This window comes from Aeribacillus sp. FSL K6-2833, assembly GCF_037965815.1.
Taxonomy (GTDB): domain Bacteria; phylum Bacillota; class Bacilli; order Bacillales; family Aeribacillaceae; genus Aeribacillus; species Aeribacillus composti.
In genome coordinates this window covers 1,588,546-1,601,579 of sequence record NZ_CP150189.1, presented here as the reverse complement: position 1 = coordinate 1,601,579, position 13,034 = coordinate 1,588,546, and the positions used below count along the sequence as shown (strand labels likewise).

Sequence of the window (13,034 nt, the reverse complement as noted above, 5' to 3'; positions counted from 1 at the left end):
AAAAGCTTGAACAATTGGAATCATTTCATGAAACGAGTCTTCAAAACTTTATTTTTTATGACGAGTTTTTATAAAGCATTATCTGCGGAAAAAAGCCTGCTGTAGATCAAACTGTCACTTCACTTGTAAGTGATATTCATATTTTGATTGAACAAACACCAAATATAAAATGATTGAATCAACTATCGATGAAGCCGAAGCAGACGGTTTAGCAACCTTCACCTCCACCGACCATTGAACAGAGAACATTTCCAGCAGTCCGAATGGAGGAAAAAGCGATATGTTTTTACCGCTCCTGTACGACAGGCAGCACCCGCTGCCGCCGCACCGCTTCCTCTAATGGTTATAGGCTTCCATTATTTTGTCACACTTGTACTCTCATGTAATCCGCATTCAAGCTTTTGATGGCCGACCCATCTTCCAGAACGCAGATCATCCATGTTAATGGCTGGCTGAGTACAAGGCTGGCAGCCAATGGAAGGATAACCTTGATCATGTAAGACGATATAAGGCAAATCATGTTTATAAACATATCGCCAAACTTCCTTCCAGGTCCAGTGGATGAGAGGGCAAATTTTCACCTTTTGGAATTTCTCATCTTTATTAATATAGTTTACATGTTTTCTTGTCGGCGATTGTTCTCTTCTCAATCCTGAAATCCATGCTTTTACTGGTTCAAGCGTCTCCCTTAATGGAACCACTTTCCGGATGTGACAGCAAAGATTCGGATCTTTCTCCCAAAGCTTATCTCCATATTGCTCTTTTTGCTCTTCTAATGTGATCTCTGGTTTTTTTAATTCTATATTTAAATCTGGATATCGATTTTTTACTTTTTCTATGCAATCATAGGTTTCTTTAAAATGCAGCCCTGTGTCCAAAAAGACAATCCGTGCGGTCGGATTGACCTTCGATATTAAATCAATGAGTACAATCCCTTCAATTCCAAAGCTGCACGAATACACAATATCATCTTTATATGTTGAATATGCCCATTCCAACACCTCTAGGGCACCTTTTGTGTCCGATGTCTCATCAAACACGAGATCAGGTTCCGCCCAGGTTTCGTACGTAAGCATTCGCCTTTCCCCCTTATTAGAAAAGGAATAGAGCGCGTTCAATAAAAGGATTGAAAACCGCCTCTAGTCGTCTAGTCAGCGGTTTATTGAGACAGCTTTTTATATAATCCTTCTTTTCTTTCATTTGTACAAATGACATTTTGTACTTAAAAATTAGGTTAGAAGATTCACAGTGTTCCTTTCAAGAACGTGCTATATGCTATCAAATTTTATCATAATTTTCCTAAAAGTCAACCCGAGTTTTTTGATTGGAATTAAATATTATATGAAAAGGCGGTTAAACTTTTTCGAGCCAACTGTCGTTTTCAGGATTTTTTCGCCATAATGACAAGCGGTCGAGATCCTCTTTTGAAATCATTTGCACTTCCAAAGCCACTTGGATTAAAGTGTCATAATCACTTAATGCGATCGCCGGAATGCCAGCATTGGCAAAGTTTTGCTTTCCTTGAGGAAGACCGTAGGTAAAAATTGCGGCGACACCTAGTACTTGACAGCCAGCATTTCTTAGTGCTTCAACAGCTTTTAAGGAGCTTGCCCCTGTTGAAATCAAGTCTTCGATTACAACAGCTTTTTGTCCTTCCCTCACTTTTCCTTCTATTTGGTTTCCCTTCCCATGCTTTTTCGGTGTGCTGCGCACATAACACATAGGCAATCCCAGCTCTTCAGCAACTAATGCCGCATGGGGAATACCGGCTGTTGCAGTTCCAGCAATTAATTCAGCATCGGAAAAATGCTCACTGATTAGTTGAGCTAGTCCTTTATAAATGATTTTGCGGAGCTTCGGATACGATAGAGTCAAACGATTGTCGCAATAAATGGGCGATTTTATTCCGCTTGCCCACGTAAACGGTTCATTTGGTCTGAGAGTAACTGCTTCAATTTCTAGCAAATGTTTGGCGATTTCCTTTTTCATTCCACCTTACCCTCCCATTCTTTTTTTACCTCATTGTAGGCTGCAACAGGATCCTCTGCTTTTGTAATTGTCCTGCCGACAACAATGGCTGATGCGCCTTGTTCCTTTGCAAATTTTGGCGTCGCAATGCGGACTTGATCCTGTGCTCTATCTTTTGCTAAACGAATTCCAGGCGTAATAGTCAGAAAAGATGGACCGCACGTTTTTCTTATTTCGCTTACTTCATGGACAGAACAAACAACACCGCTCATCCCGCTTTTTTTTGCATTTTCCGCATAATGTAAAACCGTCTCAAGCAACGGCTTTTCAATGAGAAGTTCATTTTTTAGCATCTCGCTGGAAGTGCTTGTCAGCTGGGTGACAGCGACAACATCTGGACGCTTATTTCCGCTCTGAGCTCCCGCCTCCAGCCCTTCTATCGCTGCTTCCATCATGTCTCTACCTCCCGCAGCGTGAATAGTGATCAAATCGACGCCGAGCTTGGCAAGTCCTTTCATCGTTTGTTTCACGGTATTTGGTATATCATGCAGCTTCAAATCAAGAAATATTTGATGACCGCTTCGCTGTAATTCTTCGATGATAGAAGGGCCTTCTTGATAAAAAAGTTCCATCCCCACTTTAACAAATAAAGGCTCCTCAAATATTTGCACAAACTGCAATGCTTTTTCTCTCGTATCAAAATCAAGGGCAAGAATTAGAGGACGATTTTTCATCTTTCCAGCTCCTTCCGACACATTCATTCACATGATCAAAGCCTAATTCTTTCAGCCGATTCGGCAACGCATCAATAAGTTCAACACAGACGAAAGGATTGACAAAATTCGCTGTACCAATTGCGACTGCCTTTGCTCCTGCCTGCAAAAATTCTATGCAATCATCGACATTCATAATTCCTCCCATGCCGATGACCGGGATTTCTACACTTTGGGAAACCTGATAGATCATACGAACGGCAATCGGCTTGACAGCAGGTCCAGAAAGCCCGCCTGTTCCATTAGCAATAATCGACCGGCCTGTTTTCACATCGATCCGCATGCCGAGGAGCGTGTTGATCATCGTAATTCCGTCTGCTCCCGCTTTTTCCACCGCTTTTGCCATGGCGACAATGTCAGTTACATTTGGAGAAAGCTTGACATAAACCGGTACTGAAGAAACGTTTTTCACAGCTTCTGTTAAATGTCCGGCTACTTCAGGAACTGTTCCGAACATGATCCCCCCTTGTTTAACATTCGGACAAGAAATGTTTAGTTCAAGTGCTTTTACGTTAGGCGCTTTACTGATTTCTTTTGCCACTTCCACATATTCTTCAACAGTCGAGCCGGCAATGTTCGCAATGATCGGAACATCAAATTGAGAAAGCCAAGGAAGCTCTTCCTCCATCACTTTTTTTAATCCGGGATTTTGCAACCCGATGGCATTGAGCATTCCCGACGGCGTTTCCGCCACCCTTGGTGTTGGATTTCCGAATCTAGGCTCAAGCGTTGTTGCTTTGATCATGATCGCTCCAAGCTTGGATAAATCGTACAGCTTAGCAAATTCGCGGCCAAAGCCGAAGCATCCTGATGCGGGCATGATCGGATTTTTTAACTCAAGACCAGGAAGCTTAACAGTTAACATTCCAACATCACCTCCCCGATTCGAAAAACAGGCCCGTCGGTACAGATTTTCTTATAGCCCGAATCATTTGCATCGGTTTTCGTACGGCGGACACAGGCAAAGCAAGCGCCGATTCCGCAGCCCATTCTTTCTTCCAGGGACAAAAACACTTTTTTATGCGGAAATGCTTCTTCTATCGCTTTTAACATCGGAGTTGGTCCGCATGTATAGAGCGTTTCAAATGTGAAGCGTTGTTCATTGATGATATCCATAACGGTTCCTTTTGCGCCGAATGTGCCGTCAACTGTCGCCACAAACGTTTCGCCCAGCTCCTTAAACTCTTGTTCGTAAAACACCGCCGCTTTTGTTGAAAATCCTAATACATGGACAACTTCCACTCCATTTTGAACAAGCTGCTTCGACAATTCATAAAGAGGGGGAACGCCAATGCCGCCACCGACAAGCAATGCTTTTTCCTTCGTTTCTTCAACCGGAAAACCGTTTCCGAGCGGTCCGAAAACATCGACAAGCTCACTTGCTTTTTTTCTGGACAATCTTTTCGTTCCGGCGCCTTCTGCCCGATAAATTAATGTCATCGTGTTTTTTTCGGCATTGTATTCGGCAATGCTGATCGGTCTTCTTAATAACAGATCAAAACTGTCATCCACTTTTATTTGAACAAATTGTCCCGGACAAGTAATGCGTTGAACGAGCTCTCCTTTTAATTCCATTTTATAAATGTTTTTCGCAATTGGCCTGTTGCTGATGATTTCCATCCAAGCTTTGATCATTGGATCACCTTCTTTACCTATTATGTTCGGAGAGATTTTCAACCGTAAAAGCCATTGATTCAAGCACGCGTAAAATTGCCCTTGCAGTGTCTAAAGAAGTGAGGCACGGCACACCGTTTTCAACCGATTCCCTTCTGATTCTGAAGCCGTCGCGCTCAGGCTGCTTTCCTTTCGTCAGCGTGTTGATGACAAATTGCGCTTTTCCATTGCGTATCACATCCAAAATGTTGTCGCCACGTGATCCGATTTTGCTGATAACTTTTGCTTTTATGCCGTTCTCTTCTAGAAACTTTGCGGTTCCTTCCGTCGCCAGCAGCTGATAGCCGATATTGCGAAATCTGCCCGCAATTTCTAAAGCCTCGTTTTTGTCCTTATCAGCAATCGTAAGCAGTACTGATCCGTGCTCGTAAATATTCGTACCGGCTGCAACAAAGCCTTTATAAAGAGCCTTTTCAAAGGTGGCATCCTTTCCGATTACTTCCCCAGTTGATTTCATTTCTGGTCCAAGCGTAATGTCTACACGGCGCAACTTCGCAAATGAAAATACCGGCACCTTCACAAATACACCTTTCGCCTCTTTTGCAAGCCCTGTTTTCACACCGAGTTCCGGCAAGCTAGCACCGAGTATCACCTTTGTCGCAAGCTTAGCCATCGGAATTCCGGTAATTTTACTTAAAAACGGAACTGTTCTGCTTGATCTTGGGTTCACTTCCAATACGTATACCCGCCCGTCAGCAATTACAAATTGAATGTTTAGCAGTCCGACAATATTCAGCCCTTTTGCCAAACGAATCGTATAATCAACAAGTTCTGTTTTCAACTGATCAGATAACGTTTGCGGCGGGTAAACCGCTATCGAGTCCCCTGAGTGCACGCCTGCCCGCTCAATATGCTCCATAATGCCCGGAATGAGCACATGTTTACCGTCTGAAATCGCATCAACTTCCACTTCTATTCCGGTTAAATATTGATCAATTAAAACAGGATGTTCCGGATTAATTTTTACTGCATGTTCCATATAATGGAGCAATTCTTCTTTATGGTAGACAATTTCCATCGCCCGGCCGCCAAGCACATAGGAAGGACGGACAAGCACCGGATAGCCGATTTCTTCCGCAATTTCCACCGCTTCAGCGACGGATAGAGCCGTTTTCCCTACAGGCTGTGGTATTTCCAAAGCTTCAAGCACTTGTTCGAACTTGTCGCGGTCTTCCGCCCGATCTAAATTTTCCAGGCTTGTTCCTAATATTTTGACACCTCGTTTTGCCAGCTTGCCTGCCAAATTGATTGCCGTTTGCCCGCCGAATTGGACGACAACGCCAATCGGCTTCTCCAAGTCGATAATATGCATGACATCTTCGATCGTCAGCGGTTCAAAATACAGCTTGTCGGAAATGCTGAAATCCGTTGACACCGTTTCTGGATTGTTATTGATAATGATTGCTTCATATCCTGCTTCGCGAATCGCCCAAACAGAGTGAACTGTTGCATAATCGAACTCAATGCCCTGCCCGATTCGAATCGGTCCTGAACCTAACACGACAACACTTTTTCGTTCAGTCACAATCGATTCATTTTCTTCTTCATATGTGCCGTAAAAGTAAGGCGTCTCGGATTCAAACTCGCTTGCACACGTATCAACCATTTTGTAAACTGGAACAATTCCTTGTTTTTTCCGAAACTCATAAACTTCCGATTCATCTGTATTCCATAACGAAGCGATAAAGTGATCAGAAAATCCGAGCTGCTTTGCTTTTCTCAACACGTTTACATCAAATGGAGATTTTTTCAGTTCTCGTTCATATTCGATAATGTTGTTTATCTTATTCAAGAAAAAGCGGTCGATTTTGCTCCATTGATGAATTTGCTCAACGGAAAAACCCCTTCTCAGCGCTTCGCCGATGTAAAAGATTCGTTCATCCCCTGCTTTCTTGATTCGCTTTTCAATCATTTCATCTGAGACATCGTTTTCTTTCAATGTTAAATGGTAGACGCTTGCTTCGAGAGAACGAACAGCTTTTAACAACGATTCTTCAAACGTGCGGCCGATCGCCATGACTTCACCGGTTGCTTTCATTTGAGTGCCAAGCACACGGTTGGCTGATTCAAATTTATCAAACGGCCATCGCGGTATTTTCGTGACAACATAATCAAGCGCCGGTTCAAAGCAAGCAAATGTTTTCCCTGTCACTGGATTGATGATTTCATCTAACGTTAAACCGACGGCAATTTTCGCTGCGAGTTTCGCAATCGGATATCCTGTCGCTTTTGATGCAAGGGCGGATGAGCGGCTAACCCGCGGGTTCACTTCGATAACGTAATATTGAAAACTATCCGGATCAAGAGCAAGCTGAACATTGCATCCGCCTTCGATGCCAAGAGCTCCGATAATTTTTAATGACACGTTTCTGAGCAGCTGGTATTCTCTGTCTGAAATCGTTTGGCTGGGCGCCACAACGATCGAATCGCCTGTATGAATGCCGACGGGGTCAATATTTTCCATGTTGCAGACAACGATTTTATTATCTTTTGAGTCCCGCATCACTTCATATTCGATTTCTTTGTAGCCGGCAATGCTTTTTTCGAGCAGACATTGATGAACAGGGCTGAGCTTTAGACCGTTTGTGACAATTTCAATCAGTTCTTCCTCATCGTGACAAATGCCGCCTCCGGTCCCGCCAAGTGTATATGCAGGCCGGACGATCACCGGATAGCCGACTTGCTCCACAAAATGAAACGCTTCTTCAAGCTCATGAATTATGGCGCTTTCCGGCACCGGTTCATTCAGCTCCTTCATAAGCTCGCGGAACAGTTCACGGTCTTCAGCTTTTTGAATGGCTGAAAGCTTAGTTCCTAAAATTTCAACGCCGCACTCTTCTAAAACACCCATTTTATGAAGCTCGACCGCCAAGTTTAGTCCAGTCTGTCCGCCGAGAGTCGGCAGGATCGCATCCGGCCTTTCCTTGCGGATGATTTTGGCGACAAAGCTCGGCGTGAGCGGCTCCATATACACTTTGTCGGCAATTTCCGTATCCGTCATAATTGTCGCTGGGTTCGAGTTGACAAGAACAACCTCATATCCTTCCTCCTTCAATGCTAAGCACGCCTGTGTTCCCGAATAGTCAAACTCCGCCGCTTGTCCGATAATAATCGGTCCTGATCCGATAACTAAAATTTTCTGAATATCTTTCCGCTTAGGCATTGAGATTCCCCCTTTGAGCAGTCTTTTCCATCAGCTCGATAAATTGATTAAACAATGGATTGGCATCCTCAGGTCCCGGCGATGCTTCCGGATGGTATTGAACAGCGAAAGCAGGATGCACGCGATGTCTCAATCCTTCAACTGTTCCGTCGTTCAGTGCAACATGTGTTACTTCAAGCTCTGTATTCCTAATGGATTCGATGCTTACAGCATAGCCGTGATTTTGGGAAGTCATATACACTTTACCAGTTTTTAAATCCTTCACTGGATGGTTTGAGCCGCGGTGGCCGAATTTTAATTTTTCTGTTTTCGCACCGCATGCTAAAGCGAGCAGCTGATGCCCTAAACATATTCCAAAGATAGGGGTTTTCCCGATAAGATCGCGCAGCATTTCAATTGCCTCTGGAACGTTTTGCGGATCTCCAGGTCCGTTTGTGAGCAAAACGCCGTCAGGCTTCAATCGCAATATTTCCTCCGCAGATGTATCATATGGAACGACGATCGAGTCGCAATTTCGGCTGTTTAATTCTCTTAAGATTCCATGCTTCATGCCAAAATCTACAACAACCACTCTTTTTCCTCTTCCTGGACTTTGATATGGTCTTTTCGTCGATACAATTTCCACCTGATTGCGCGGCAGCTCCGTTTCTCTTAATTTCTCAGCCACTTGCTTTGGATCCGCCTCAGCTGAACAGATTGCACCTTTTAACGTTCCGTAGTTGCGGATAATTCTAGTCAGCCTTCTTGTATCGATTCCACTGATGCCAGGAATATCGTTTTCTATGAGAAAATCATTGATTGAATATAAACTTCTCCAGTTGGAGGGAGCTTCACAGGCTTCCTTCACAATCATCCCGTTCACGAACGGGCGGATCGTCTCAAAATCGTCGCGGTTGATGCCGTAATTGCCGATCAATGGATAAGTAAACGTTACGATTTGTCCGCAATATGAAGGATCTGAAAGTGTTTCTTGATAGCCTGTCATTCCGGTTGTGAACACAACCTCTCCGATGATGTCACGATCGCTTCCAAAGCCATCGCCGATGAAAACATCGCCGTTTTCAAGCACTAATTGCCGTTTCATATTACTCTCCCCTTTTCCAAACGATTTTGCCGTCCACCATTGTTAAAACAGGCCAGCCTTTTGCAAGCCAGCCGTTAAACGGCGTATTTTTTCCTTTTGATGCAAATGTTGAGGCATCTATCCTTTTTTCTTCCTGTAAATCAATGAGCGTCAAATCTGCAGAAATGCCTTCTTTTAATTCCCCCATATCCAAGTTAAAAGCTCTAGCAGGCTTTACCGTCAACCAATCAACAAGCTGTTTCAATGTAAAAATGCCCCGTTCGACAAAATATGTGTACAAAAGAGGAAAGGCAGTTTCCAACCCGACAATCCCAAACGGCGCCTTATCGACCTCTAAAGATTTCTCCTCCATCGTATGAGGCGCATGATCCGTAGCAATAAAATCGATTGTTCCATCCAACAGCCCTTCGATTAATGCTTTCTTATCTTCTCTGCCTCTAAGCGGCGGATTCATTTTAAAGTTCGGATTAAGCTCCGGAATATCTTCATCACATAAAAGAAGATGATGCGGGGTCACTTCGCATGTCACGCGGATGCCTGCTTTTTTGGCGTCTCTGACGGCTCTGACGGATTCTTTTGAACTAATATGGCACACGTGGTAATGGCAGCCGCTAGCTTCTGCCAGCAGAACATCTCTTGCAATTTGAACGGATTCACATACAGATGGAATGCCGGATATACCGTGATTTTTTGCAAAAACTCCATCATGGAAGGATCCGCCGTTGATAAGGGTATTGTCTTCACAATGCGCGACAATTGAATATCCTTTCTCCGCCGCTTTTTTCATTGCCTGAAACATCATGCCGGCCGACTGGACACCTACGCCATCGTCCGTAAAGGCAAAAGCACCTTCCTCTTTTAATGCATCAAAATCCGTTAATTCGCTTCCGCTTTGCCCAAGTGTGATCGCTGCATAAGGAAGAACGCGAACCTTTGCTGTTTCTTTAATTCGTTTTTGTAAATTGATCATTTTTTCTTTCGTATCAATAGGCGGCTTCGTATTAGGCATGGAGGCAACGGTTGTAAAGCCGCCCTTCGCTGCAGCCAGCGTGCCAGTGGCAATCGTCTCTTTCGCTTCTCCACCCGGTTCACGCAGATGAACGTGAAGATCGATAAATCCATGGGAAAGAAGCTTTCCGTTGCAATCGATCACGTCTCCCGCTCCATCAGCTATCTCTTCCGATATTTGTTTGACTATTCCGTTTTCCACAAGAACATCCCGTTTTGTCAATTCGCCTTCCTCTGTTAACAATTGCGCATTTTTAAATAGAATGGACATATTTCTTCTCTCCCCCTTGTGCTTTACTTTCAATCGCATGTTTTATAACTGCCATGCGGACAAATACACCGTTTTCCATCTGTTTAAAAATTCGCGACCGGCTGCACTCTACTAAATCTCCGTCGATTTCAACTCCTCTGTTGACCGGTGCAGGGTGCATAATAATCGCATGGTCCTTCATCATTTTTTCCCGTTCCTTTGTCAATCCGTACTGCTCCAAATATTGATCAGCTGTCCATTTTTCGCTGTGGCGTTCATGCTGGATTCTTAAGAGCATCACAACATCTGACATTTCGATTGCTTCATTGATCGATACGTATGTACCGTATGGATTGGTGTCGTCCCGAAATTTTTCAGGTCCAGAGAACAATACGGTTGCCCCGAGCCTTGTCAGCACTTCTGCATCAGATCTTGCTACACGGCTGTGGCGAATGTCACCGATGATGGAAACCGTCAATCCGTTAAAACGCCCAAACTCTTCACGAATTGTCATCAAATCGAGCAAACATTGCGTTGGATGGTGTCCGCACCCATCGCCAGCATTTAATATGGATACTTGGACACGGCCGATAAGCTCGTCAAAATACCGGTCCTCGGGATGTCGGATGACGACCGCCTCGACACCGATCGATTCTAAAGTTTTTACAGTATCGTACAACGATTCTCCTTTTTGAATGCTTGAAGAAGCTCCATCCACATTTAAAATGTCAAGTCCAAGTTTTTTTTCAGCAGCTTCAAAACTAAACCTCGTCCTCGTACTCGGCTCAAAAAACAAGTTGGCGATAAATGTTTGTTCTCCGACTTTCCATCGTTTTCCCTTTTTAAAGCGTTCCGCTTCATCCAAAATGGCAATAATCTCTTCAGTTGACAGCGTGCTCATTGTCACTAAATGTTTCATCGCTTTCTTCCCCTTTCCTTTAAATAAAAGCGATTGACGTTTGAATTTTAAAAAAACACCCTGCCAAGGCATGACAGGGTGTAAGCAAATGACGAAGCATGATTTGTCCCACACACCCTTGAAAGCCTCTCTGGACTTTTTTAAAAGGTGATTGCTACGCTACTGAATCTTCTTCATTTGTGTCAAAAATATGTTCTTCTTTTTTACCTGGGAGCACAAAGTTTAAAATGACGCCAATGATTGCAGCTAATGCCATTCCGTGTAACTCAAAGCTTTCCCCGAACTTAATCATCGCTTCGCCAATTCCTATTACTAAAATGACGGAAGTGATGATTAAGTTTCTTTTTTCGTTCAGATCAACTTTATGCTCAATCATCATTCTTAATCCTGAAGATGCGATGATCCCGAAGAGCAGTATTGAAACGCCTCCCATTACTGGAGTTGGAATCGAACTGATCAAGGCGGAAATTTTTCCAATAAAGCCAAACAAGATTGCAAATAAAGCTGCACCGGCAATGACATAAACGCTGTAAATCCTTGTAATCGCCAATACGCCGATATTTTCGCCATATGTCGTGTTCGGCGGTCCACCGATAAAAGATGCAATCATGGTTGCCGCTCCATCGCCGAGAATGGAACGGGCAAGTCCAGGGTCTTTGATTAAATCTTTTCCGATTACTTGGCTTAGCAGCATTTGGTGACCGATATGCTCGGATAATGTCACCACTGCGACTGGAACCATCAGCAGAATGATTTCAGATGTAATGTGAGGTGTATAATCAACAAATGGAATGATAAAGTTCGGGAGCTGAAACCATTTGGCTTCCGCCACTTTTTGAAAGTCGACAATACCGATTATAAGCGAGTATACATATCCGCCGAAAATTCCGATTAATACAGGGATTAGGTTAAAAAATCCTTTAAAAAATGCCATTGTTATAATGGTGATCAGAAGCGTAACAAGGCCTGCTGAAAAGTGAAGCAAGCTGTAATGTCCTTTAGGATCGTTCATGGCCATACTCACAGCTGTTGATGCAAGGCCAAGTCCGATTACCATAATTACTGGACCGACGACAACAGTTGGAAGTAATTTCATAATCCATTTATATCCTGTCTGTTTGATGATAAGCGCGACAACCCCGTAAACTAGGCCTGCCAAAAAGCTGCCGATCATCGCCGCTCCTACACCGCCGGCAGCTTTAGCCGCAATTAACGGTGTGATGAAGGCAAAGGAGGAGCCGACATATGCCGGCACTTTTCCTTTTGTTATCAAAATAAATGCGAGTGTGCCGAGACCGCTGGAAATCAAAGCAACAGAAGGATCAATTTTGACTAAAAACGGTACGAGAATCGTTGCTCCAAACATGGCAAATAAATGTTGGAAGCTTAAGGCGAGCCATGTGATAAAATCAGGTTTATCATGAACATCTAGTATAATATTTCTTTTCATGTTTTTTCCTCCTTATGGAATTTGCACAAAAAAACCTCTTTGGCCGATGAGGCACAAAGAGGTTTTGCCAAAGTGCATACAAATAGCGTATACACCTTTCGGACCCCTTTGCAGCCTCACGGGACTGCTATTAAAAGGGACATCTATTCATTTTCATAAATGGATACTTTTTCTTTTTCATCTACTTCCAAAAGCTGTACAACAATTTTTTCTGATTTTGAAGTAGGTATGTTTTTCCCGACATAATCCGCTCGGATCGGCAGTTCGCGATGGCCGCGGTCAACAAGTACAGCTAGCTGGATTTGCGCTGGCCTGCCGTAGTCAACAATGGCATCCATCGCTGCCCGTACCGTTCTTCCCGTGTAAAGGACATCGTCTACTAAAATGACTTTTCGATTGTTAATATCGATCGGGATATCTGAACCTTTAACGAGCGGTTCACCGCTTTCTGTTTTTTGTGTTAAATCATCCCGGTAAAAAGTAATGTCAAGGTTGCCGACAGGTATCTCTTTTCCTTCAATGTCCTCTATTCTTTTTGCAAGACGTTTGGCTAGATAAATTCCCCTTGTCTTGATTCCGACCAAAACACAATTATCTATACCTTTATTGTGTTCGATAATTTCGTGGGCTATTCTAGTTAGCGCCCTTCTGATCGCCTGCTCATCTAAAACAACCGCTTTTTCCGGCATGCTCATCACCTCAAATTTCGGTTAAAAAAACCTCTCATCCTGAGGATGAGAGGTTT

The 13,034-nt window shown here is 43.6% G+C and carries 11 protein-coding genes; all 11 read right to left on the bottom strand.

Annotated features, from left to right (window positions below):
• Positions 1 to 356 precede the first annotated feature (356 nt).
• Complete coding sequence (locus NSQ94_RS08000; protein WP_063388465.1) at positions 357 to 1,076, bottom strand: phosphoadenylyl-sulfate reductase; 720 nt, start codon at positions 1,074 to 1,076, stop codon at positions 357 to 359.
• Between the two features lie 277 nt (positions 1,077 to 1,353).
• Positions 1,354 to 1,989, bottom strand: coding sequence for an orotate phosphoribosyltransferase (pyrE, locus tag NSQ94_RS07995; RefSeq protein WP_063388466.1), 636 nt, complete (start codon positions 1,987 to 1,989; stop codon positions 1,354 to 1,356).
• Positions 1,986 to 2,702 (bottom strand): orotidine-5'-phosphate decarboxylase, encoded by a 717-nt coding sequence (gene pyrF, locus NSQ94_RS07990; protein WP_339230519.1) that lies wholly within the window; start codon positions 2,700 to 2,702, stop codon positions 1,986 to 1,988. The genes pyrE and pyrF overlap by 4 nt, the downstream gene beginning before the upstream one ends.
• Positions 2,671 to 3,606, bottom strand: a complete 936-nt coding sequence (locus NSQ94_RS07985; RefSeq protein ID WP_339230517.1) for a dihydroorotate dehydrogenase — start codon at positions 3,604 to 3,606, stop codon at positions 2,671 to 2,673. The genes pyrF and NSQ94_RS07985 overlap by 32 nt, the downstream gene beginning before the upstream one ends.
• On the bottom strand, positions 3,600 to 4,376 hold the full coding sequence (locus NSQ94_RS07980; RefSeq protein WP_144597711.1) for a dihydroorotate dehydrogenase electron transfer subunit: 777 nt from the start codon (positions 4,374 to 4,376) through the stop codon (positions 3,600 to 3,602). Before NSQ94_RS07980 ends, NSQ94_RS07985 begins: the two co-directional genes overlap by 7 nt.
• Before the next feature lie 13 nt (positions 4,377 to 4,389).
• Positions 4,390 to 7,578, bottom strand: coding sequence for a carbamoyl-phosphate synthase large subunit (carB, locus tag NSQ94_RS07975; protein ID WP_339230515.1), 3,189 nt, complete (start codon positions 7,576 to 7,578; stop codon positions 4,390 to 4,392).
• On the bottom strand, positions 7,571 to 8,662 hold the full coding sequence (locus tag NSQ94_RS07970; protein ID WP_063388471.1) for a carbamoyl phosphate synthase small subunit: 1,092 nt from the start codon (positions 8,660 to 8,662) through the stop codon (positions 7,571 to 7,573). The genes carB and NSQ94_RS07970 overlap by 8 nt, the downstream gene beginning before the upstream one ends.
• Before the next feature lies 1 nt (position 8,663).
• Positions 8,664 to 9,941 carry a dihydroorotase gene (locus NSQ94_RS07965; RefSeq protein WP_063388472.1) on the bottom strand — a complete coding sequence of 426 codons (1,278 nt, stop codon included), beginning with the start codon at positions 9,939 to 9,941 and terminating at the stop codon, positions 8,664 to 8,666.
• Positions 9,925 to 10,839 carry an aspartate carbamoyltransferase catalytic subunit gene (locus NSQ94_RS07960; protein WP_144597713.1) on the bottom strand — a complete coding sequence of 305 codons (915 nt, stop codon included), beginning with the start codon at positions 10,837 to 10,839 and terminating at the stop codon, positions 9,925 to 9,927. The genes NSQ94_RS07965 and NSQ94_RS07960 overlap by 17 nt, the downstream gene beginning before the upstream one ends.
• A gap of 154 nt (positions 10,840 to 10,993) precedes the next feature.
• On the bottom strand, positions 10,994 to 12,289 hold the full coding sequence (locus NSQ94_RS07955; protein WP_063388473.1) for a solute carrier family 23 protein: 1,296 nt from the start codon (positions 12,287 to 12,289) through the stop codon (positions 10,994 to 10,996).
• 143 nt (positions 12,290 to 12,432) lie between these two features.
• Positions 12,433 to 12,978: a bifunctional pyr operon transcriptional regulator/uracil phosphoribosyltransferase PyrR gene (gene pyrR / locus NSQ94_RS07950; RefSeq protein WP_063388474.1), complete on the bottom strand. Its 546-nt coding sequence runs from the start codon at positions 12,976 to 12,978 to the stop codon at positions 12,433 to 12,435.
• Positions 12,979 to 13,034: the final 56 nt, after the last annotated feature.

Bases quoted from the DNA above. Each gene is read 5' to 3' on its own strand.
- NSQ94_RS07965 (WP_063388472.1), bottom strand. From the start codon at position 9,941: ATGTCCATTCTATTTAAAAATGCGCAATTGTTAACAGAGGAAGGCGAA.
- carB (WP_339230515.1), bottom strand. From the start codon at position 7,578: ATGCCTAAGCGGAAAGATATTCAGAAAATTTTAGTTATCGGATCAGGA.
- pyrR (WP_063388474.1), bottom strand. From the start codon at position 12,978: ATGCCGGAAAAAGCGGTTGTTTTAGATGAGCAGGCGATCAGAAGGGCG.
- NSQ94_RS07955 (WP_063388473.1), bottom strand. From the start codon at position 12,289: ATGAAAAGAAATATTATACTAGATGTTCATGATAAACCTGATTTTATC.
- NSQ94_RS08000 (WP_063388465.1), bottom strand. From the start codon at position 1,076: ATGCTTACGTACGAAACCTGGGCGGAACCTGATCTCGTGTTTGATGAG.
- NSQ94_RS07970 (WP_063388471.1), bottom strand. From the start codon at position 8,662: ATGAAACGGCAATTAGTGCTTGAAAACGGCGATGTTTTCATCGGCGAT.
- NSQ94_RS07960 (WP_144597713.1), bottom strand. From the start codon at position 10,839: ATGAAACATTTAGTGACAATGAGCACGCTGTCAACTGAAGAGATTATT.
- pyrE (WP_063388466.1), bottom strand. From the start codon at position 1,989: ATGAAAAAGGAAATCGCCAAACATTTGCTAGAAATTGAAGCAGTTACT.
- pyrF (WP_339230519.1), bottom strand. From the start codon at position 2,702: ATGAAAAATCGTCCTCTAATTCTTGCCCTTGATTTTGATACGAGAGAA.
- NSQ94_RS07985 (WP_339230517.1), bottom strand. From the start codon at position 3,606: ATGTTAACTGTTAAGCTTCCTGGTCTTGAGTTAAAAAATCCGATCATG.
- NSQ94_RS07980 (WP_144597711.1), bottom strand. From the start codon at position 4,376: ATGATCAAAGCTTGGATGGAAATCATCAGCAACAGGCCAATTGCGAAA.